This is a genomic window from Micromonospora sp. NPDC051925 (genome assembly GCF_044548625.1).
In the GTDB taxonomy this organism is placed as follows: Bacteria; Actinomycetota; Actinomycetes; order Mycobacteriales; family Micromonosporaceae; genus Micromonospora.
The window spans coordinates 153127-174323 of record NZ_JBIUCH010000016.1 but is presented as its reverse complement, the minus strand read 5'-3'; the positions used below and the strand labels follow the sequence as shown (position 1 = coordinate 174323).

The following is a 21197-nucleotide window of genomic DNA, read 5'->3' as shown; positions in this document are numbered from 1 at the left end:
GCGCTCGTGCGGGCCGCGCCGTCGTTGCTTGTGCGGGCCGCGCCGCCTGCGCCGGTGTCGGGCCGTGCCGTCGTGCCGGTCGTCGGGTGGGCGGTGCCTGCGCTGGTCGGGGGTCGGGGTCGGGGGGTCCGGGGTCAGGTGTCCATGCCGCGCAGCACCAGCGGCACGCGGGTCGCGCCGCCGTCGACCACCCGCACCGGTACGCCCCAGTCCTGCCGGGTCAGGTGGCAGGCGGCGTGCTCGACGTCCGCGTCGCAGGTGGCGGCCTGGGCGGTCACCTGGAGGACTCCCTGGGCCACGGCGGGGTCGATCACCAGCCGGCGGGACAGCTCGGTGCCGGTGCCCGCCCCCTCGACCAGCAGCTCCGGCGGCGAGGCCGAGACGACCAGCCGGGTCGACGGCCCGTACGTCTCGTCCAGCTTCTGCCCCGGGGCCGGCGTGAAGATCACGTCGAGGGTCAGCTCACCGGCCGCCACGTCCGTCGGCTTGCGCTCCAGCCGGTGCCGGGGGCCGTCCACCGTGTTCGCCCCGGCGGCGGTCAACGCGCCCGGGGCGAGCCGGGTCAACCGGTGCGCGGCGGACTCCACCACCAGCACCGCACCGTCGGCGGTGAGCACCAGGTCGCTCGGCTCGGCCAGCCCGTCGGCCACCGTGGACACCTGGCCGGTCGCCGGGTCGAAGCGGCGTACCGCGCCGTTGTAGGTGTCGGCGATCAGCACCGAACCGTCGGGCAGCGCGCACACCCCCAGCGGATGCTGGAGCAACGCCCGGTCGGCCGGCCCGTCCACGTGCCCGAAGTCGAACAACCCCTGCCCGACGGCGGTGCCGAGGACGCCGTCCTGCACGTACCGGATCGCGCTGGTCTCGCTGTCGGCCACCCAGAGCCGCGCGCCGTCGGCGGAGACCGACAGGCCGGACGGCTGGGCCAGCCACGCCTGCGCCAACGGGCCGTCGCGCAGCGCCTCGACGGTGGTGCCCGCGTACATGCCGGTGGTCCGCCTGATCGGGTCGAACCACCAGAGCTGGTGGATGCCGGCCATCGCCACGATGACCCGGTCGTCGTACCAGGCCAGGTCCCAGGGGGACGACAGGTCGACGGAGCGCGCGTCGTGGGCGTGGTCGTCGACCGTGGAGCGCCACTGCCGGCCGGTGCCGGCCACAGTGGTCACCTCGCCGGTGTCCAGCCGTACGCCGCGCAGCAGGTGGTTGACGGTGTCGGCGACCAGCAGGTCGTAGCCGGCGACCTCGGCGGCGTGGGCGGGCAGCAGGCAGAGCCCCTGCGGCTCGGCGAACCCCGCCGAGGCGGCCGGCCCGTCGACCCGACCCCGCTCACCGGAGCCGATCCGCCGGATCAGCGTCTCGCCGTCCGGGGCCAGCTCGACCAGGCTGTGCCGGGCCGAGTCGGAGACCAGCAGGTTCCCGCCGTCGAGCAGCACGGACTTGCCGGGGAAGCGCAGCGTCGTGTCCGGCGGCGTCGGCGGCACGTGCGGCCCGTCGCCCCGGTGCAGGGTGCCCTTGGCCTCGTGGGTGGCGATCAGGTCGTCGACCAGCCGGACCAGTCCCTCGGCGTGGCCCTCGCCGGCCATCGTGGCGACCACGTAACCCTCCGGGTCGACCACCGCCAGGGTCGGCCACGCCTTCGCCGCGTACTGCTGCCACATGTCCAGCTCGGGGTCGTCGAGCACCGGGTGGTGCACGCCGTACCGCTCGACGGCGGCGGCCAGCGCCGCCGGGTCCTTCTCGTGCGCGAACTTCGGCGAGTGCACCCCGACGACGATGAGCACGTCGGCGTACTTCTCCTCCAGCGGGCGCAACTCGTCGATGACGTGCAGGCAGTTGATGCAGCAGAAGGTCCAGAAGTCGAGAATCGAGATCTTCCCCCGCAGGTCGGCGAGCCTCAGCTCCCGCCCACCGGTGTTCAACCAGCCCCGACCACGCAGCTCTGGTGCCCGTACCCGTGCGCTCATGCCCCCATCGTGCCGCACCGCAGGCCGGCGGGCCGCGCGAAGGGCGACCGGAGAGTCGTACGCGACACTCACCGGTCGGGTGGTCGAGCCCAGGACAGGAAGCGGTCGGTGAGCTTGTTCGACCGGCCGTTGTCGAGCTGGGTGAGGTACCCGGACGGTCGCCGTCGTCAGCGGGTCAGGTCGACGGTGACGGTGACCCGGTCCCGCTCGTCCCGGTGGGCCACCGCGTGCCCGGCCCGGTCGACCCCGTCCAGGTTCAGGGAGATCGGGCCACCCGCGCCCAGGAAGTTCCGCCACCACTGCTTGGCGTCGGGCATCGCGACCCGGATGACCACCGCATCGCCGGTCTGTCGGTACGAGACCGGCGTGCTGAACGTCCGCCCGGAACGGCGACCGGTGTAGGTGATCACGGTCAGGTGCCGCCGGAGGAACCGCCCCCAGCGTGGCGACGACCGCAGCGCCATGACCCGGGCATTGAGCGTCCGCGCGAATCCCGACGGGAACGATCCCCGATGACCCATTCGGACCTCCGTCGTCGGTGTGAAAGCTCCGCACCGACCGTAACACCGCCCGGTCCCCCGGAACGTGGGTGGGCCACCACGGGCCGGGGAAGTTACACCGGCGCACACCGGTATGCCTGCCAGTCAGGTTTGTGCGTGTCCGGCATAGCGCTCTCCCGACACGGCGTGGGCCGCCGCCGCGCGGGTGGGGCAGCGGTCACGCCGGAGCCGCGCGGGAGGGTCAGCCCCTGCCCGCGCGGCCCCGACGGCCGGTCAGCAGCGACCGACCATCGTCTTCACGTCGTAGGTGGTGTTGACCCAGGTGTCGGCCACGTAGCCGGTCACGCCCGTCGCCGGGTTGGTGATCCGGTCCCAGGTGGACGACGGCCAGTAGCCGCCGCTGACGTACTCGCCGAAGGTGTAGCAGGAGATGTTCACCGTGACGCCGTAGTTGACGGAGCCGGCGATGCCGTAGGTGGTTCCCGGCCCGGTACGGATGTTGAGTGAGGGGTTGGCCAGGATCGTGCCGGTCACGCCGGTCGGCGGATCGCCGCCGCCGAGGCGGGCCACGGCGGCCTGCGCGGCGGACAGGTAACCGGCGTACACCCCGCTGTTGTACGTCGACCAGGGCTGCCAGTTGCTGCCGCCGCTGGAGATGCTGTACGCGGCGTTCGCGTTGCACTGGGCGTTGTACGCGCAGGTGTCGTTGACGGTGGGGTGGTAGCAGTTGTTGATCTGCCACAGCCCCCGGTCCAGCGAACCGTTGGGACAGCCGGAGGTGGGGCCGTTGCTGCCGACCGCCGACGGGTTGCAGGAGGACTCGGCCATCCCGACGGCCACGGCGGTGACCAGCGGGTTGCCCCGGAAGCCAGCGGCATAGCCGACCTGGGCGCACAGGTCGATGCCGACGGCGTTGACGCCCACCCGACCCACCTTCGAAGCGGTGGCGGGACCGCCGACACTCGTCGGCTTGGCCTGGTCGGCCGGGCGGGTCGCCGGCTTGGCCTGGTCGGCCGGGCGGCTCGCCGGCTTGGCCTGGTCGGCCGGCTGGGAAGCCGGCTTGGTCTGGTCGGCGGGGCGGGGAGCCGACGGGGCGTGTGCGGCGGGGCCGGCGGTGGACGGTGCGGCGACGGCGGTGGTGGGCGCGGTGCCGACCCCGACGACGGCGACCAGCGCCAGGCCGAGTGCCAGCCGCACGCGGCGACCGCGCCGGGCTGCGCAGGGGGCAGGGGAGAGACGCATCATGATCCTTTCGACGTCCGGGAGGGGAGCGGTGCTCGCAGGGGTCAGCGCCCGGTCCACTCCGGATCGGCGTACGACCAGCCGAGGTACGGCGCGTTGGGCCAGCTCAGGTCGACGCGACGGACGGTGGCCGCCGAGGTGATGTAGCTGCCGTTGCCCTCGGAGAGCATCACGTGGCCGTAGTACCCGTTGATCGCCGCACCGGCGTAGAAGACCAGTGCGCCGGCCGGCGGGGTGCCGGTGGTGCGGATCAGGCCACGCGCGTTCAGCGAGTTGTAGTGCACGATGGCGGACGCGTAGCCGCTGGCCGCCCGGCCGTAGGCGTGCCCGACGAAGTTGTCGCACCAGCCGTCCCACGCGTGGTTGGAGTCGCCCAGGTCCCCGTTGGTGTACGCCTGGCCGATCACCGACCGCGCCCAGGCCAGTGCCCGGTCCTCGCGGGTACCGGTGGGCGGCGGGGTGCTGCCGCACTCCGGTTCGCCGGGAAGGTACTGGTTGAAGCCGGGGGTGTTGGTGTAGTAGTCGCTGATCCAGCCATTGGCCGGTGAGCTGATCTGGTGCCAGACGGAGTTGCCGGAGATGTTGCGCCCGCGTACCGCGCATTCGGCCGTGAAGCGGGTGCCGTCGGCGAGGACGGCCACCGTTGCGGCCCCTGCGTCGTACGGGCTGGTGCGCACCATCAGCCCGGCGCCGCCCGTGCCGGCGACGCTGTAGCCGGTGATCCCGGCGAGCGACGGCGTGGCCGTGCCCACCAGCACCAGCACCGTGGCGGCGCAGGCGGCGAGGACCCGTCCGACGAGTCTCGGTAGGGCGCGGTGAGGCGTCGCGCCCGTGGCATTCGTACCGTTCGGCTGGTACACGCGGTTCTCCTGTCGAGAGTTCGGCACCGCCCCGAAATCGGTGCGGCGTGCGCCGGATGGTGACCCGTGCGGTCCGGTATCCCCGGGGCGAACGTCGATTTCGAGCCGTTCGGATGCGTGTCGGGCCCGACACTCCCCGTGAGAACATATTTGCCGGTACCTATCCGGCGGGTGGCTGCTCCGGGGTCGATCCTGTCGTGGTGCCCGCAGGTAAAGCACTGGCTTGACGGACGTTGACAACAGGGTTTACGCGCAGGGGAGGGTCCGTGGTGGAGCGAAACGGACGAGTCGGCGAGCAACTGTCCGGAGACGTCCGGCACCACGAATTCGTCGCCGACCTCGCCCGACTACGGTGCGAAGCCGGGCAGCCGTCACTGCGGAAGATGTCCGCGACCGCCCACTACTCGCACACCGCGTTGGCGAACGTGCTGTCCGGTGCCCGGTTGCCGTCGCTGGAGCTGACCATGGCGTTCGTCCGGGCCTGTGGCGGTGACGAGGAGACCTGGCGAGCCCGGTGGCACCAGGAGGCCGCGCTGATCCAGGGCACCCATCCGGCCGCCCTCCGGCCCGGGTCAGCACAGACGCAGCCGGTGTCGGAGCGGCCCGGGTCAGAGCAGACGCTGCCGGAGCGGCCGGCGGCGCGGCAACCAGCGGTGCCCAGGTGGGCGCTGGCCGCGACCGCAGGGCTCACGGTGCTCCTGGCCGGTTCGATCGTGCCCCTGTTGGCCGACTCCGAATCCCGCCCGAACGGGCAGCCGGACCACCCGGCGGGTGCATCGACCCCGGCACCCACCGTTCCCGCCGCCGACGGGGCGGACCCGCAGGAGGAGCGCTGCCAGGTCGACGCGGTCAGTGCGGAAACCGTCCCGGTCCCGGACCCCGACCCGAAGCAGCCGACCTACGGGAGCCTGACCTTGCGCTACTCGCCGCGCTGCCGGGCGGCCTGGCCGCTGTTCGTCTCCACCGAGCGGGTGCCGACCGGGGCGACCATCCGGCTGTCCGCCAACCGGCCCGCCGACGGGGCGGTGAGCAGGTTCGACTACCCGTTCATGGTCAAGCGCCAGGTCTACAGCGTGTTCGGCAACGTGCTGCGGACCACCGAGGGCTGCGTCTCGGTCACGGTCGACATCACCGCGGCGGACAACCGCAGCCTGCTTGCGAGCGCGCGAACCCCCTGCGTGCAGCTCGGTGCCGAGACCTGACCCCTGCGGACGTACGGCGAGCCACGAGAGCCCAGAACACCGACGGCGGGGCCACGAATCGATTCGTGGCCCCGCCGTCGGTTCGCGCTACTGTCCGGCCGGCTTCAGGCAGAGCACCCGGTCGACCCCGCCCCCCGGCAACACCACGTGCGGCTGGGCCGGGTCGGTGCACTTCTCCTTGGCGTCCACCTTGGAGACGACCGTGAAGGCACCCTGTTCATTGCAGTTCGCAGCGCTCGCACCATTGCCGGACTGCTTGACGCAGGAGCCGACAGCCGGGTTGAAGGGGGCCGGTGCGTTGTCCGCGCCGATCTTGCCGAGGAGCATCAGCGAACCCAGCGGGACGGCCAGGATCAGCACCGCCACGATCAGCACCAGGGCGAGCACCCGGCCGTTGCGTACCTTCGGCGTCGGCTGCTCGGCCTTCTGCGCCGGCTCCGGCTCCGGCTCCGGCTTGAACGCGTCGAAACGCCCCTGCTCCTGCTCGGGTTCAGCTGGCCAACCGGCCGGGCCGGACTGCTGCCCGGCCGGTGCGTGCTGTTGCCCGGCGGGTGGGAACTGCTGCCCGGCGGGCGGGAACGGCGACGCGTAACCGCCGTGCGCCGGGTCGTGCGCCGGGTGGCCGTACCCCGGCACGGGTGCGGCACCGGACGGCGCGCCGCTGGTCGGGCCGGTGCCGTACGGCTCGGCCGGCCGGTCCGCCGACCCGTGCGGCCGGGTGCCGTTCATCGGCCGGTTGCTGCCGGCCGGGTCGGCGAAGGCCGGGATGCCACCGCCGAACACGGGCGGCGCGGCGGGCGGCGCGGACGAGGGAGCCTCACCACCGAAGCCGTGCGCCCGGTCCTGGTCGTCGAAGCGGTTTCGCTCCGGCTCGTCGAACCTGGTCCGATCCGGACCGTCGAAACGCGTCCGGTCCTGGTCGTCGAAGCGGGTGTCGTGCTCGGGCTGGCGGGTGTCGGGCTCCTGCGCCTCGTCCGGCTCCGGGCGGGCCGGTCGCCCGTACACCCGGGGCTGCGGGACGGCCGGGCCACCCGGTCGTGCCCCCTGGTCGGCGGGGGGCGTCACCCGGCTGGCCATCGGCACCGAGGCGCTGGCGGAGGCCCGGCCGACGGCACCGGACTCCCCGGCGTCGGCCGCCGGCACCGAGGCGCGACCGGCGTTCTCGGACTCGGGCGAGCGTCGCTGAGCGGGCACCACCGGGCCGGCCGGCGACTGCGGCTGCTCGGCCGCGCCCCATGCGGCCGGCGTACCGGCTGCCTCGCGGCCGTGCGGCTGCTGCTCGACGGGACCGCCGAACTGGGCCGGCGGGACGTAGTCGGCCGGCGGTGCGGCGGCCAGGCTGGCCCCGGGGACGCGCTGCTCCTGCGGCGGGAGCGGCACCGCGTTGGCCGGCGAGATACCGGGGGCCGGCCCCGGCTGGTAGATCGGCTGGTCCTCGCCGCGTCGGGGCTCCCAGGAGCCGGGGGCGGGCTGGCCGGGGCTGTCGGCGTGGCCCCACGCCTGCCCGGGTGCCCACGGCTCGGCGTCGGGCAGGGCCGGACGCCCGGCACCCGCCCAGGGCGGCGGGTTGTGGTCGTCGGCGGCACCGGCCCAGGCCGGTGGGCCGTCCGGCGCGGCGACCGACGCGGAGGCCCGCGCGGGCTGCTCCGGAGCCGTCCAGGTCGCCCCGGGCTCCGGACGGTCCTCCGGGGACGGTACGGAGGCCGCGCCCCGGGAGGCCGCTTGTGGCGTCGGCCACTCCTGGCCCGGTGCCGGGTCGGCCTGGTGCGGCGGCTCGTTACGGGCAGGTGCCCCGGCGGGCCAGGCATCGAGGGCGGGCTGATCGCGGGGGCCGCCCTCCCAACGCGCCGTGGCGGGCTCGTCCGGTGCCCCCCACTGTGGCTGCCGGTCGTCCGGTGATCCGTTCGGCCAACCGTCGGCGCGGTCGGCGTCGTCCGGGGCGGACCGGTTGGCGTTCCAGCCGCCGGAGCGGGCCGGGTCGTCCTCGGTGGACCAGCCCTCGGCGGCCGGGGCGTTGGCCGGCGGCACCTGAGCGCCCCCGTGGCCGCCGGATTCCCGCTGCGGCCATGCCTGGTTCGTCGGCTCCGGCGGGGCGGGTACGGGCACCGAGGCGCGGCCGGCGGGGCGGTGCGCCTCCTCGGCGTGGGGTGGGGCACCGGCGGCCCAGCCGCCGGAGGTGCCCGGCGCGTCCTGGGGGTTGGCCGGCCAGCCTCCCCTCGCCGGGTCGACACCGGCCCGGTCGCCGGCCGCCCAACCGCCGGAGCGGGTCGGGTCGTCCTGCTGCGGCGCGGGCGCGGTGCCCCAGCCGTTGGCGCCGGGGGTCGCTTCCGGCTGCGGGGTGTCCTGGCCGGACCAGCCGGTGGGGGCGGTCGGGGCCGGATCGGCCGGAGTGGACCACCCGCCGCCGGCCGGGTTGTCGGGCTGCGGCACGCGGGCGGCACCCCGGACACCGGGCTCGGGTTGCGCCCAGGCCGGTGCGGGCTGCTCGGCCTGCGCCCAGCCGGGGTTCTCGGTCTGCGCCCAGCCGGGCTGCGGGGAGGAGCCGGAGTTTCCGGCGGCCGGCGCGGGCGCGGTGGCCCACGCGGGCTGCTCGGGCTGCCCCGCCCAGGCGGGCTGTGATGCGGTGGCCGGCGGGGTCCACGCCTCGGTCGGCTCGGACTGCTGCGGCACCGGCGCGCCACCCCATGCCGCCGGCTGGTCCGGCGGGGTCGGCCAGGACTGGCCGGGCGGGTTGGCCCGTCCGGTGGGGGGTGGTGGCGCCCAGCCGAGGTCGGGTGTGGCGGGGGTGCCGTACCCGGGGTCCTGCTGCGGCTGTCGGTCGCCGTATGGCGCCGGTCCACCGGAGCCCGGCGGCACCTCGTCCGGCTCCTCGCCGGGGCGGTGCTGGCCCTCGGACGTCATGGGTGCGCCTCCTCCATCACATGTCGGCCGCCGATGCCGTCCGTCCGGTCGGCTGTGTCACCGGTGCCCCGGCGATTCGGCCGTGCGGGTTCCCCGCACGGTATCCGGTACGCGCGCGCGGCACCCAGGGAGCACCGGCCGTCACTCCGCGTCGCCGGACGGTGTCGATCGGCTTCCATCCGGCGCGATCGGTGTCCAGGGTCGGCGGGTGGCGACCGGAACCACCGTACCGGGCGTCGTGGCGAGGTGGAATCCCGGTCTCAGTGGGCCCGGAACGCCGATGACCCGCCCGGGGCCGGGCGGGTCATCGATCTGGAGGAGGTGGGGAAAGTCGTTGCCGCATCAGCTCATGTGACGCTGGGCGATCGCGAGGATCTCCTCGCGTACGGCCGGCGAGTTGGCGGAACGCAGCGCGTGGTCGATGGCGCGGGCCCGGCGGTTGGCGTCACGACGGGTGCGGATTCGCTCGATCATGCTCATGGTGGTGTCTCCTCCGACTATTCGGTTGTCAGCCCCTGATGACTCCATTGAACACCCAACAGCCGTCGTCTGCCATCGATTAGTAGGTGAGCTGAGACACCCGCCTAAGGATCGTAGGTTGTCGAGGGATGTAGACCACACTTTCTTCCCCCAACGGCAACGGCCGGTGTGCCGGGCGTTCACCCTCGGCACACCGGCCGTCGCCGGACGTCACGGTTCTCAGGTCCAGGCGAGCAGTGCCGCCTCCGGGTCGGCCAAAAAGTCCCCGATGTCGCGGAGGAACTTCGAACCCAGCTCACCGTCGACGATCCGATGGTCGAAGGAGAGCCCCAGCGTGGTCACCTGGCGTGGCTTGACCTTGCCCTTGTGCACCCACGGCAGTTCCCGGACCGCACCGAAGGCCAGGATCGCCGACTCGCCCGGCGGAAGGATCGGGGTGCCGGTGTCGACCCCGAAGACCCCGACGTTGGTGATCGTCAACGTGCCGCCGGACATGTCCGCCGGGGACGTCTTCCCCGCCTTGGCCGTCTGCACCAGACCCGTCATCGCATCCGCCAGCTCACGTAGTGTGAGCCGGCCGGCGTCCTTGATGTTCGGCACGATGAGGCCGCGCTCGGTGGCCGCCGCGATGCCCAGGTTGACGTACTCCTTGACGACGATCTCGTCGCCGGCCCAGGTCGAGTTCACCATCGGGTGCCGCTTGACCGCCAGCAGCACCGCCTTGGCGACCAGCAGCAACGGCGAGACCCGGACGTCGCGCCACTCCCGTCGGTCACGCAGCCGGTCCAGCGCCTTCATCGCCCGGGTCACGTCCACGGTCAGGAACTCCGTGACGTGCGGGGCGGTGAACGCCGAGCGGGACATGTTCTCGGCGGTGAGCCTGCGTACCCCCTTCACCGGGATCCGCTGCTCGCGGTCCGCGCCGAAGCTCGCCGCCGACGCGGCCGACGCGGTCAGTGTCGCCGCGGTCAGCGCCGCGACCGCCGCCGTGCCCCCGTCCGCCGCCCGCTGTACGTCCTCCCGCGTGATCGACCCCAGCGGCCCCGACCCCGCCACCGTCCCCAGATCGACCCCGAGATCCCTGGCGAACTTCCGCACCGGCGGCTTCGCCAGCACAGGCCCGCCGCCACTCCGTCGATCATGGACTGGTGGTGCCGGTATTGCTGCGACAGGGGTGGGTTTGTCACCCACCACAACTCCATGATCGACGGAGGTGCGGGTGGGGGTGGGGGTGCGGGGGCGGCGTTTGGTGGGGGTGGTGCGGGGGCCGTAGCCGACCAGGACTGCCGTTCGGCCGCCGGGGGCGGGGCCGCCGATCAGGCCGGGTTCTATCGCGCCTTCGGCGGGGGCGACGGTTACCGCTGCCAGGGCGGCTGCCGAGGGGGTGGGCGGGGTGGCGGTGGTCGACTCGGTGATCGGACCCGCGCCGGGGTCGGTGTCGATCGCGATGATCGGGGTGCCGACCTCGACCGTGCTCCCCTCCGGGTGGAAGATCGAGCGCACCTCGCCGGCCCACTTCGCCGGGATCTCGACGGCCGCCTTGGCCGTCTCCACCTCGACGATCGGCTGGTTCAGTTCGATGACGTCGCCCACCTTGACCAGCCAGGCGAGGATCTCGCCCTCGGTCAGGCCCTCACCCAGGTCGGGCAGGTTGAACTCCTTGATCCGGGACATCGCGCTCACCAGCCGAAGGTGCGGTCGACGGCGTCGAGCACCCGGTCGAGGTCGGGCAGGTACTCCTCCTCCACCCGGCTGGCCGGGTAGGGGGTGTCGTAGCCGGTGACCCGCAGCACCGGGGACTCCAGGGAGTAGAAGCACTCCTCGGTGATCCGGGCCGCGATCTCCGAACCCAGCCCCAGGTTGCCGGGGGCCTCGTGGACGACCACGCAACGGCCGGTGCGCCGCACCGACTCGTACGCGGCGGTCAGGTCCAGCGGGGACAGCGTGCGCAGGTCGATGACCTCCACCTCGCGGCCGTCCTCGGCGGCGGCGCTCGCCGCCTCCAGACAGGTCCGCACCATCGGCCCGTACGCCAGCACGGTGGCGTCGGTGCCCGGCCGCACCACCCGGGCGGAGTGCAACGGGTACGCCCCGGCGAGCGGCGCGTCCAGCTCGACCGGTCCCTTCTCCCAGTAGCGCCGCTTCGGCTCCAGGAAGACGATCGGGTCGTCCGAGGCGATGGCCTGCTGGATCATCACGTACGCGTCCTGCGGGCTGGCGCAGGTCACCACCTTCAGGCCGGCGGTGTGCGCGAAGTACGCCTCCGGTGACTCGGAGTGGTGCTCGACCGCGCCGATGCCACCGCCGAAGGGAATCCGGATCACCATCGGGATGGTGACCTTGCCCTGTGAGCGGTAGTGCATCTTCGCCACCTGCGACACGATCTGGTCGTACGCCGGGTAGACGAAGCCGTCGAACTGGATCTCGCAGATCGGCCGGAAACCCCGGATGGCCAGGCCGACCGCGGTGCCGATGATGCCGGACTCGGCCAACGGGGTGTCGATCACCCGCTGGTCGCCGAAGTCCTTCTGGAGCCCGTCGGTGATCCGGAAGACGCCGCCGAGCTTGCCGACGTCCTCGCCCATCAGGACGACCTTCGGGTCGTTCTCCAGGGCCCTGCGCAGGCCGATGTTCAGGGCCTTGCCGAGGGTGAGCGTCTCCGTGGCCATCAGTGCACGCTCCCCTCGAACGACTCCAGGTAGGTGCTGAACTGCGCCCGCTGCGCGTCCAGTTCGGGCGACCCGTGCGGGTAGACGTGGTCGAACATCGACACCGGTGCCGGGTCGGGCAGTTCGAGCACCCGTTCGCGCAGGTGCACCGACTCGGCGCGGGCCTGCTCGTCGACCTCGGCGAAGTACGCCTCGTCGGCGATCTGCTGCTTGGTCAGGAACGCCTTCATCCGGGCGATCGGGTCCTTGGCCTGCCAGGCCTCGACCTCGCTGGCGATCCGGTACCGGGTCGGGTCGTCGGAGGTGGTGTGCGCCCCCATCCGGTAGGTGTACGCCTCGATCAGGCTGGGGCCCTGGCCGAGCCGGGCGTTGTCCAGCGCGTGCCGGGTCACCGCGTACGACGCGAGCACGTCGTTGCCGTCCACCCGGACACCCGGGAAGCCGAAGCCCCCGGCCCGGCGGTACAACGGCACCCGGGTCTGCCGCTCCAGCGGCTCGGAGATGGCGTACTGGTTGTTCTGGCAGAAGAAGACCAGGGGGGCGTTGAAGACGCTGGCCCAGACGAACGCCTCGTTGACGTCGCCCTGGCTGGTGGCGCCGTCGCCGAAGTAGGCGATCACCGCCTCGCCATCCTCGGTGCCGGTCCGGCCGTCCATGTGGACGCCCATGGCGTACCCGGTCGCGTGCAGGGTCTGTGCCCCGATGACGATCGTGTACATGTTGAACTTGAACTCGTTCGGATCCCAGCCGCCCTGGTCGACGCCGCGGAACAGGCCGAGCGGCATGATCGGGTCGATGCCCCGGCAGTAGAGCACGCCGTGCTCGCGGTAGGTCGGGAAGGCCATGTCCTGGCTGCGCAGCGCTCGCCCGGAGCCGACCTGGGCCGCCTCCTGGCCGAGCAGCGAGGCCCAGAGGCCCAGCTCGCCCTGCCGTTGCAAGGCGGTCGCCTCGGCGTCGAGCTTGCGGACCAGCACCAGGTCGCGGTAGAGGCCGCGGTACTCCTCGTCGGTGAAGTCGACGCGGTACTCGGTGCCGTCCGGGCCGGTCGCGCTCTCGATGCGCTCGCCGGTGGGGGTGAGCAGCTGTACGAGTTCCGGCTCGCCGGTCGCGGCAGCTCGCCGGGACCGGGGTGCGGCTCGCCGGCCGCGGCTGGAGACCGCAGGGTCGCCCTTTGCCATCCGTCTCTCCCTGTCGTGTCTGTGCCCGAGCCGGGGGGTCACCCGTCCGCGCACAACGTGCGCCGGCCCGGCTGTTGCCGGACTGGTTCCTGGCGGCCGTGCCTAGCCCCGGTAGGGGTTGCCGCGCGGCCTGAGCCGGATCCATGGGTCGAACCCGGTTCGGGAGCGCCGGCGACCAGCTACGCCTGCCACGGGGTACGCGGAGGTGCGGCTGCGTTGCCGTCGTGTCTGAATGATTGCAGAGGAGGTGAGGGGCCCCACAGTATGGCCCTCCCACCGGTGGTGTTCGGTCCGGTTCACGACGCGTGGACGGCGCTGTGCCCGGCTGTTCCCGGTTGGGTTCGCGCCCGACGGACTTTTTGTGTGTCGACACGCGGTAGTGCCTGGTGAACTGGGCGTCACTGGGTCAAGCTGACCGGTATCGGTGGGCATTTATTGCATAATATCCCGTTCTCATCAATGCTGCCCGCCGATGATCACGTCCAGATCGACGAGGGAGTGTTGCGGTGTCCGAGCCAGGTGACGGTCCTCCGGTCCCCCTTCTCGGTCGGCACCGGGCCGGCGGAGGCAGCTACCGGCGGATGATCGGTGTCCACCGCGCCCCCGGCCTCGGTGGACCGCACCGTGGCTACCTGTTCACCGTCGCCCTGCTCGCCGGGGCCGCCTCGATGCCCGTGCTCGCCGCGATCAGCACCGGCTCGGCCACCGTGGGCAGCACCGCGCTGCCGGACGGCGGTACCCCGTTCCTGCCCACCCCGTCGGTCGGCCCGGTGGTCGTCCCGGTGCCCGCCACCGGCCAACCGGCCCTCCCGCCGACCGGCGCGCCGCCGCCACCGGCTCCGGCCGCCGCCCCGGCCCCGGCTCCGGTGGACGCCGGCTCCGCCCACCGTCCCGTTCCGCCGCCGGCACCCGTCGCCACGCCCCGGCCGATCCGCCGGACGTCCGCGCCGACCACCCCGTCCCGCCCCGTACCCACCGCCTCGCCGAGCGCGGAGCCGAGCCCGAGCGCCGAACCGACGGCCACCTACTCCGAGCAGCCACCGGACCCGTCGCCGACCTCGGCGCCCTCCGACACCCCGACGGCCGAGCCCACGCCCGAGCCGACGCCGACGCCCGAGCCCACGCCGACACCGGAGCCCACCCCGACGATCGACCCGCGACCCACCGTCACGGTCACCCTGGTGCCCACCTCGCGCCCCCGGCCCACCGCGACGGCGATCCCCACCAGCGCGCCCCGCCCCGCGCGCCCGCGGGACGGGGCCCGTCCCGTGCCGCGCGTCGGAGCGGTCCCCGACCACCCGTCGACCCGGGTCGTCCGCCCGTCGGCCACCCCGGCTCCGGTGCCGCAGGCGCCCGCCGTACCTGCGCCGACCGGTCACGACACCACCGACCCGGACGGTACGGTGACGGTCGACGCCGCGGGCTGAGACGCGTCGCCGTCGCGGCTCCCGGTGCCGACGGTCGACCCGCCGACCACCACCACGGCGCGACGGGCGCAACGAAATCGGGGGCGGGACGCTGAGTACGCGCGACGGGGCCGGCGACCGATCGCCCAACACCCCCGGACCGACCGAGGACGCCCCGGCCCCACCGGCCGGCGGTGACCCGGTCGGCGACGCCCCGGCTGTCGGTGATCCGACTGTCGGTGACCCGGTGGTCCCGGTCGACGGTGATCCGGTCGTCGTGCCGGCGGGGGTGGCGACCCGGGTGGCCCGGTTGGTGACCGAGTTGACCGCGCCGGCCGTGCTGGTCACCGGGCTGACCGTGCTGATCGGCTGGCACGGTGCGGGTGGGGTGCGCGGGTTGGCCTGGGGCCTGCTCGCCACGGTCTTCGCCGCCGGCATCCCGTTCGCGTACATCCTGGGTGGGGTGCGGCGGGGTCGGCTCACCGACCATCACATCGGCCGCCGCGAGCAGCGCCGGGTGCCGCTGCTCCTCGGGCTCGCCTCGGCCGCCGCCGGTCTCGCCCTGCTCGCGGCGCTCGGTGCGCCGCGCCCGGTGCTGGCCCTGGTTGCCGCCGGGGTGGTCGGCCTGGTGGTGGCGGTGTCGGTCAGTCACTGGTGGAAGATGTCCATCCATTCGGCGGTGGCCGCCGGCACGCTGGTGGTGCTGGTGCTCACCTTCGGCCCCTGGCTGCTGCCCGCCGCGCCATTGCTCGGCCTGGTCGGCTGGTCCCGGGTACGGCTGCGCGACCACACCGTCGCGCAGGTCGTGGTGGGTGGGCTGGTGGGAGGCCTGGTGGCCGGGGTGGTCTTCTCGGCCCTCTCCTGAGGTCAACCCGGCCGACCCCGGGCAGGTCGGTCGCCGGACGGAACCGGCGGTCGGTCCGGTCAGGGCTCGGGCCGGTCGGCGGTCGGCTCGGGGCGGAGCATGGGTGGGTGGAGCCGGGTGGCCGGGCCACGGCGGAAGAGTTGGGCGGGGCGACCCCGGTCGCCCTCGGTGGCCCGGCCGGCGGGGCTGACGAACCCGGGCGTGCCGGTGACCTTGCGGTGGAAGTTGCGCGGGTCCAGCCGGGTGCCCCAGACCGTCTCGTAGACGGCCCGCAGTTGGGCGACGGTGAACTCGGGCGGGCAGAAGGCGCTGGCCAGCGGGGTGTACTCCAGCTTCGCGCGGGCCCGTTCCAGCCCGTCGGCCACGATCCGGTCGTGGTCGAAGGCGAGTTGGCCGGGGGTGAGCCGGGCGACCGGCACCCAGTCGGCCGAGGCTGCGTCCGAGCCGGCGACCGGGGTGGGCAGGTCGGGTAGCAGCGCCAGCCAGGCCACGGTGACCACCCGTCCGCGCGGGTCGCGGTCGGGTCGGCCGTACGTGCCGAGCTGTTCCAGGTGGCCGGCCGGTTCGGGCAGGCCGGTCTCCTCGGTCAACTCCCGGACGGCCGCGTCGGGCAGATCCTCGTCGATGCCGACAAAGCCGCCCGGCAGCGCCCACCGCCCCTCGTCCGGTGGTATCCCCCGGCGGACCAGCAGCAGGTGCAGCTCGTCGGCGCGCACGGTGAGCACCACCAGGTCGACCGTCACGGCGAAGGGCGGGTAGTCGGTCATCGCTTTATCACCACCTTGACGATAACGTACCAGAGTGGTTATCGTCGGTAAGACGAAAAAGGGGAGGGTGCGAGACATGGCCGATGTGACGAGGCGGTTCTTCCTGCGCCACCTGCGCGGGACACCGACCAACTGGGTACGGCTGCACGTCGCCGGGCGGGTCCGCCGGGAGGGGATCGGCCAGTCGTTCTGGTACCGACCGCTGACCGCCGTCCTCAGCGAGGTGCCGGTGGACGACCGGGAGCTGCCGCTGCTCTTCCACGCCCGTACCGGCGACTTCGCCGACATCACCGTCCAGGCCACCGTGACCTACCGGGTCGCCGATCCGGCGCTCGCCGCCGCCCGGCTCGACTTCTCGATCGACCCGCGCACCGGCCGGGCCCGGTCCCGCCCGCTCGACCAGGTGGCCACGCTGCTCGCCGAGCTGGCCCAGCAACCCGCCCTCGACCTGCTCGCCCGGGTGCCGCTGGCCGAGGCGCTGACCACCGTCGCACCGGTCCGCGAGGCGGTCTCCGCCGCGCTCGGCGCCGAGCCCCGGCTCGCCGACATCGGCGTGGCCGTGGTCAGCGCCCGGGTGGTCGCCGTCCGGCCCGAACCCGAGCTGGAACGCGCCCTCCAGACGCCGACCCGGGAGGCGGTGCAGGTGCAGGCCGACCGGGCCACCTACGCGCGCCGGGCGCAGGCCGTCGAGCAGGAACGCGGCATCGCCGAGAACGAACTCCAGAACAAGATCGAGTTGGCCCGACGGGAGCAGCAGCTCGTCGAGCAGCACGGTGCGAACAACCGCCGCCGGGCCGAACTCGACGCCGCCGCCGAGCTGGCCACCGCCCAGGGCAAGGCGGAACGGGAGCAGGTCGCCAACGCCGCCGCCGCCGAACGCGCCCGGGTGCTCGCCACCGCCGAGGCAGAGAAGGAACGGCTGCTCGCCGCCGGTGCCGCCGACAAGGAGCGGGTGCTCGCCCTGGCCAAGGCCGAGACGGTACGCGCCGTCGGCGCCGCCGAGGCCGAGGCCGAGGCGGCGAAGCTGGCCACGTACGCCGAACTGCCGCCGGCGGTGCTGCAAGCCCTCACCGTCCGGGAACTCGCCGGCCAGCTCCCGCCGATCGGTCAGCTCACGGTCACCCCGGACCTGCTGGCCGACCTGCTCGGCCGGCTCACCGGGCCGACCGGAACGGCCGACCGGTGAGCGGCACACTGGCCCCCCGGGTGGTGGTGGTCCGCCGGCCCAGCGAGCTGGACGAGCTGCTCGCCCGGCACGGCACCCGGGCGGCGGCCCAGTGGTACCTGCGCGCCCGGGGCCGGGACCTGGCCGAGGTGGTGGACCGGCACGAGGCCCTCCAGGCGGCGCTGACCGCCGTCGGCGCTGCCGTCCCCGCCGACTGGCGGCGCGGCACGGTGGACCGGGACGACCTGCCCCGGTTCCTGTTCGGGCCGGAGGACGTGATCGTCGCCGTCGGCCCGGACGGCCTCGTCGCCAACGTGGCGAAGTACCTCACCGGGCAGCCCGTCGTCGGCGTCGACCCGGAGCCGGGCCGTAACGCCGGGGTGCTGGTCCGGTGCACCGGCGACCAGGTGGCCGACCTGCTGCCGGCGGTCGTCGCCGGTGCCGCGCCGCTGCGCCGGCGGGCCATGGTCCGGGCCACCCTCGACGACGGTCAGGAGCTGGTCGGCCTCAACGAGGTGTACGTCGGGCACACCTCCCACCAGTCGGCCCGCTACCTGCTCGACGTCGCCGAGGGCGGCCGGCCCCGCCGGGAACGGCAGTCCTCCTCCGGGGTGGTCATCGGCACCGGCACCGGCGCCACCGGCTGGTGCGCCTCGATCGCCCGGAACCGGCCGGAGGCGGCCCCGCCCCCGGCCCCGGAGGAGCCGGCCCTGTGCTGGTTCGTCCGGGAGGCATGGCCCTCCCCGGTCACCGGGGTCGACCTGGTCGCCGGACGCCTCGACGGCACCGACGCCCTCGAACTGACCGCCGAGTCCGACGGCCTGGTGGTCTTCGCCGACGGGCTGGAGACCGATCGCCTGGCGCTGCGCTGGGGCCAGCGGGTACGCCTCGACGTCGCCCCCGGCCGACTGGCCCTGGTCGAACCGTGACCGGGCGGGCCGCCGGCCGGGGGCGGGTCGGACCGCGCGCCGACCAGCAGCGTCAGGGGGTGTCGTCGCCGAGGCGTTGCCGGTTGGCCTCGATCCAGGCGTCCAGGGCGACCGGGTCGTCCGGGTCCACGCCGTCGGCCATCAACTGGGCCACCGCCGCCGTCGCCGGGCTGCGCCGTTCGCCGGTCGAGTAGAGCCGGGCGAACTCCGGCACCAGCTCCTCGATCGCCTCGTCGGTCTGCGTGCCGGCCCGCTCCGGCAGCCCGCGCCGCCGGGCCGCGAACGCCGTCCAGGCGCGCAGCACCCGGGGCAGCAGTGCCGCGTCGTCCATGTCCAGCACGGCCCGCCGGTGCACCCAGTCGAGCAGGAACAACCCGGCCACCGCCGGGCTCCACCGCAGCGGGTCGGCGTCCGGGAAGCTCGCCGAGTGGTCGAAGAGCAGACCCAGGCAGAAGTGCAACGAGGCCAGCTCGGCGTCGCCGTCGAGGGTGTTCAGCCCGTGCCGGGCCGCTTCGGGGGACGCCAGGAAGGCCCGGACCAGCGTGGTCCGCTCGTCGCCGCTGAGCGGCTCGGTGTCCCAGCCGACGGTGTCGGCGCGGGCCTCGGGCAGCACCGCCAACCGCGCCCCGACCAGCGCCCGGTCGGTGGCGAGCGAACCCTCGGCGGGCAGCTCACCGAGATCGTCGGTGATCGTCAGGTGCCGACCCACCTCGCCGTGCATCCGGGCCGGGTCCTCTTCCCGGAACCAGGTCAGGTCGTCGTCGGCGCACATCTGCCGCACCTGCTCCAGGATCCGCTTGGCCGGCCCGCCGACGAAGACGTCCTTGGTGATGCCGATGTTGTGGTCGATCAACGCCACCAGGGCGTGCTCCGGGCCGCCCAGCTCGTCGTCGTAGGCGAAGGTGGCCAGGTAGGAGGTCTGGTCGCCGTACACGTCGCCGTACGACCAGGTGCCGGTGAGGTGGACCCGGCCGAGTTGGCCGGACCAGGCCGGAGCCTGCTTGCCGGGGCGGACCTTCGCCGCGCCCTCGGCATCCGGGACCAGGGCGGCGAAGACCTGGCGGATGGTGGTGGCGGCGGCCGTCCGGCGGCGGGAGGTGGCGGCGAGGAAACCGGAGACGAAGTCCCGGACCGCCGTTTCCCGGTCGGTCTCGGCGATCGCGTAGACGCTGCCCAGCAGCGCCGTGCCGAGCATCTCGGCGTCGAGCGCGCAGTCCAGCCTGGTCACGTCGCGGGCCGCGGAGAGCACCGCGTCGTAGGGGGTCTGTGGCGTGGCCATGGCACGACCCTACGCCGCTGTGCCGCCCCGGACACCCGTGCCGAGGGCGGCGATCACCGGCCGATGACCGGTCTGGCAGCGGTCACCGGCGGGTGTCCCGCCGATCGGCGTCATCGACCGGCATCCTGCCAGGCCCGACGGGCGAGCACGTACCGGTCGAGGATGGCCCGCACCGGGGTGAGGACGTACTCCGCGCCGACCCGGGCGACCGCGTCGGTGAGCCGCCGCTCGGCCCGCTGCCGGGCCTGCCGGGCTGCCCAGCGGATCACCGGCCGGGTCACTGCGGCCACCAGCAGGCCGGCGAGCAGACCACCGAGCAGCAGCACGGTGGGCAGCGGCGTCTCGCCCACCCGGGGATACTCCAGCGCCGGCAGCCCGAGGGCGCGCAGCGCGTACCCGAGGACCAGCCAGCCCAGTCCGGCCACCGCGGCGAGGGTGACCAGCCACTGGAGGGCACCCACCAGCCGCCACCACGCCGGCCGGCGGTCCATGCCCAGGTCGGTGCCGGCGACCGCCCGGTCCAGCGCGTCCGGCAGGTCGGCCAGCCGGGACCGGGCGGCGGCGGTCACCGCGGCCGGCCAGGGTGCCGGAAGCTCCCCGCCGGACCGGTCGCCGACCGCACGGATGGCCAATCCGAGGGCGGACTGTTGGGCGGCCGTCGGGTCGGGTACCGAGGTCGCCGCGAGCGGGCTCTCCTCAGGCCGCTGCGGGTCGGCCGGCGGGCCGGGCAGGTGCAGCCGGCGCAGCGGGTCGGGACGCAGCTTCCGCCAGCCGCGTACCAACGGCCAGCCGGTGCTCCCGCCGGCCCGGTGCCGGTACGCCTCCTCGACCGCGCCCGCCACCGCCGGCACCCCGGCCGAGCCGGCCAGCGCCCGGCCCAGGGTGCGGACCGTCTCCTCGTCCGGGGCGTTGCCCGGGGCCTCGGCGGCGACCAGTTCACCCAGCGTCGCCACCACCGTGTCGGCGTCGCCGGAGAGCCGACGCAGCGCGGCCTGCCGATCGGCGATCGCCCGTTCCAGCGCCTCCCGCAGCCCGGTCATTCCGGCCGGCTCGACCGCCGTGGTGGCCAGCAGCGGCACCCCGTCGAGCCCGTCGACGTCGAGCAGCCGACGCAGGTCGGCGAGCACCCGGGGCAACTCGGCCGGCGGCAGTCGGTCGGCCTGGTTGAGCACCGCCAACGTCACGTCCCGGTGCCGGTGGAACTCGCGCAGGTAGCTGGTGTGGATCACCCGGTCGGCGTACTTCTGCGGGTCGAGCACCCAGACCACCAGGTCGACCAGGCCGAGCAGCCGGTCCACCTCCAGCCGATGGGACCGCTGCACCGAGTCGAAGTCGGGTAGGTCGAGCAGGATCAACCCGTGCAGGGCGGACTCGTCGTCACCGTCCAGCGCGCTCTCCCGGACGAACCGGTGCCGGGGCAGCACACCGACCCAGTCGAGCAGCCGGTTGCCCCCGTCCAGCGGCCCCCAGACGCAGGCGTGCGCGACACCGGTGGTGGGGCGGCGCACCCCGACCGGGGAGAGTTCCAGCTGGGCCAGGGCGTTGAACAGGCTGGACTTGCCGCTGCCGGTGGCGCCGGCCAGCGCCACCACGGTGTGGTCCCGGGACAGCGACAGCCGGGTGCCGGCCCGCTCGACCAGGGTGTGCGCGCCGACCAGTTGGGTGTCGGGCACCTCGCCGTCGACCGCGTCGAGGAAGCGGCGGATCGCGTCGAGGCGGGCCACCAGGGCGTCCGCGTCGACCCGCTGGTCGCCCCGGAGCGCCTCGCGCATCCGGCCGACGATGTT

Annotated in this window: 17 protein-coding genes; 5 read left to right on the top strand and 12 right to left on the bottom strand. The window is 74.1% G+C overall.

The genetic code is table 11. From position 1 onward, the window contains the following. Window positions 1–134: 134 nt before the first annotated feature. The 4 genes from ACIG87_RS22375 to ACIG87_RS22360 all read right to left on the bottom strand — a co-directional run bounded on the left by ACIG87_RS22375 (window position 135) and on the right by ACIG87_RS22360 (window position 4569). Window positions 135–1967, bottom strand: a complete 1833-nt coding sequence (locus tag ACIG87_RS22375) for an NHL domain-containing thioredoxin family protein (protein ID WP_396852880.1) — start codon at window positions 1965–1967, stop codon at window positions 135–137. Window positions 1968–2134: 167 nt separating this feature from the next. Further along, a complete protein-coding gene (locus tag ACIG87_RS22370; RefSeq protein ID WP_396852878.1) occupies window positions 2135–2488 on the bottom strand; it encodes a nitroreductase/quinone reductase family protein in 354 nt (117 codons plus the stop codon). A 252-nt stretch (window positions 2489–2740) separates the two neighbouring features. Next, on the bottom strand, window positions 2741–3664 hold the full coding sequence (locus ACIG87_RS22365) for a hypothetical protein (protein WP_396852876.1): 924 nt from the start codon (window positions 3662–3664) through the stop codon (window positions 2741–2743). 89 nt (window positions 3665–3753) lie between these two features. Then, the gene (locus ACIG87_RS22360) at window positions 3754–4569 is read right to left on the bottom strand and encodes a hypothetical protein (protein WP_396852875.1); all 816 of its coding nucleotides are present in this window, start codon (window positions 4567–4569) and stop codon (window positions 3754–3756) included. 266 nt (window positions 4570–4835) lie between these two features. Here ACIG87_RS22360 and ACIG87_RS22355 point away from each other — a divergent pair, with 266 nt between their 5' ends. Further along, window positions 4836–5771: a DUF2690 domain-containing protein gene (locus ACIG87_RS22355; RefSeq protein WP_396852874.1), complete on the top strand. Its 936-nt coding sequence runs from the start codon at window positions 4836–4838 to the stop codon at window positions 5769–5771. An 87-nt stretch (window positions 5772–5858) separates the two neighbouring features. Here the strand turns inward: ACIG87_RS22355 and ACIG87_RS22350 are convergent, their stop codons facing one another. The 5 genes from ACIG87_RS22350 to pdhA form a co-directional block, all read right to left on the bottom strand. Next, window positions 5859–8672 (bottom strand): hypothetical protein, encoded by a 2814-nt coding sequence (locus ACIG87_RS22350; RefSeq protein ID WP_396852873.1) that lies wholly within the window; start codon window positions 8670–8672, stop codon window positions 5859–5861. 342 nt (window positions 8673–9014) lie between these two features. Next, on the bottom strand, window positions 9015–9152 hold the full coding sequence (locus tag ACIG87_RS22345) for a hypothetical protein (protein ID WP_396852871.1): 138 nt from the start codon (window positions 9150–9152) through the stop codon (window positions 9015–9017). 219 nt (window positions 9153–9371) lie between these two features. Continuing rightward, on the bottom strand, window positions 9372–10826 hold the full coding sequence (locus tag ACIG87_RS22340) for a dihydrolipoamide acetyltransferase family protein (protein ID WP_396852925.1): 1455 nt from the start codon (window positions 10824–10826) through the stop codon (window positions 9372–9374). A gap of 5 nt (window positions 10827–10831) precedes the next feature. Beyond that, a complete protein-coding gene (locus ACIG87_RS22335; protein WP_396852870.1) occupies window positions 10832–11821 on the bottom strand; it encodes an alpha-ketoacid dehydrogenase subunit beta in 990 nt (329 codons plus the stop codon). Further along, complete coding sequence (gene pdhA, locus ACIG87_RS22330) at window positions 11821–12999, bottom strand: pyruvate dehydrogenase (acetyl-transferring) E1 component subunit alpha (protein ID WP_396852868.1); 1179 nt, start codon at window positions 12997–12999, stop codon at window positions 11821–11823. Before pdhA ends, ACIG87_RS22335 begins: the two co-directional genes overlap by 1 nt. A 581-nt stretch (window positions 13000–13580) precedes the next feature. Here pdhA and ACIG87_RS22325 point away from each other — a divergent pair. Together ACIG87_RS22325 and ACIG87_RS22320 are read left to right on the top strand one after the other, a co-directional pair. Next, window positions 13581–14426, top strand: coding sequence for a hypothetical protein (locus ACIG87_RS22325; RefSeq protein ID WP_396852866.1), 846 nt, complete (start codon window positions 13581–13583; stop codon window positions 14424–14426). 226 nt (window positions 14427–14652) lie between these two features. Next, on the top strand, window positions 14653–15270 hold the full coding sequence (locus ACIG87_RS22320; protein WP_396852865.1) for a phosphatase PAP2 family protein: 618 nt from the start codon (window positions 14653–14655) through the stop codon (window positions 15268–15270). A 59-nt stretch (window positions 15271–15329) separates the two neighbouring features. Here ACIG87_RS22320 and ACIG87_RS22315 read toward each other — a convergent pair whose 3' ends face one another. Continuing rightward, window positions 15330–16037, bottom strand: a complete 708-nt coding sequence (locus tag ACIG87_RS22315; RefSeq protein WP_396852863.1) for an NUDIX domain-containing protein — start codon at window positions 16035–16037, stop codon at window positions 15330–15332. Window positions 16038–16113: 76 nt separating this feature from the next. Between ACIG87_RS22315 and ACIG87_RS22310 the strand changes: the two genes are divergently transcribed. After that, entirely contained in the window at window positions 16114–17223 is a 1110-nt protein-coding gene (locus tag ACIG87_RS22310; RefSeq protein ID WP_396852861.1) for an SPFH domain-containing protein, read from the top strand. Next, window positions 17220–18131: a hypothetical protein gene (locus ACIG87_RS22305; protein WP_396852859.1), complete on the top strand. Its 912-nt coding sequence runs from the start codon at window positions 17220–17222 to the stop codon at window positions 18129–18131. Before ACIG87_RS22310 ends, ACIG87_RS22305 begins: the two co-directional genes overlap by 4 nt. A gap of 52 nt (window positions 18132–18183) precedes the next feature. Here the strand turns inward: ACIG87_RS22305 and ACIG87_RS22300 are convergent, their stop codons facing one another. Further along, on the bottom strand, window positions 18184–19410 hold the full coding sequence (locus ACIG87_RS22300; protein ID WP_396852857.1) for a hypothetical protein: 1227 nt from the start codon (window positions 19408–19410) through the stop codon (window positions 18184–18186). A gap of 110 nt (window positions 19411–19520) precedes the next feature. Beyond that, entirely contained in the window at window positions 19521–21182 is a 1662-nt protein-coding gene (locus tag ACIG87_RS22295; protein ID WP_396852923.1) for a GTPase, read from the bottom strand. Between the last annotated feature and the right edge of the window lie 15 nt (window positions 21183–21197).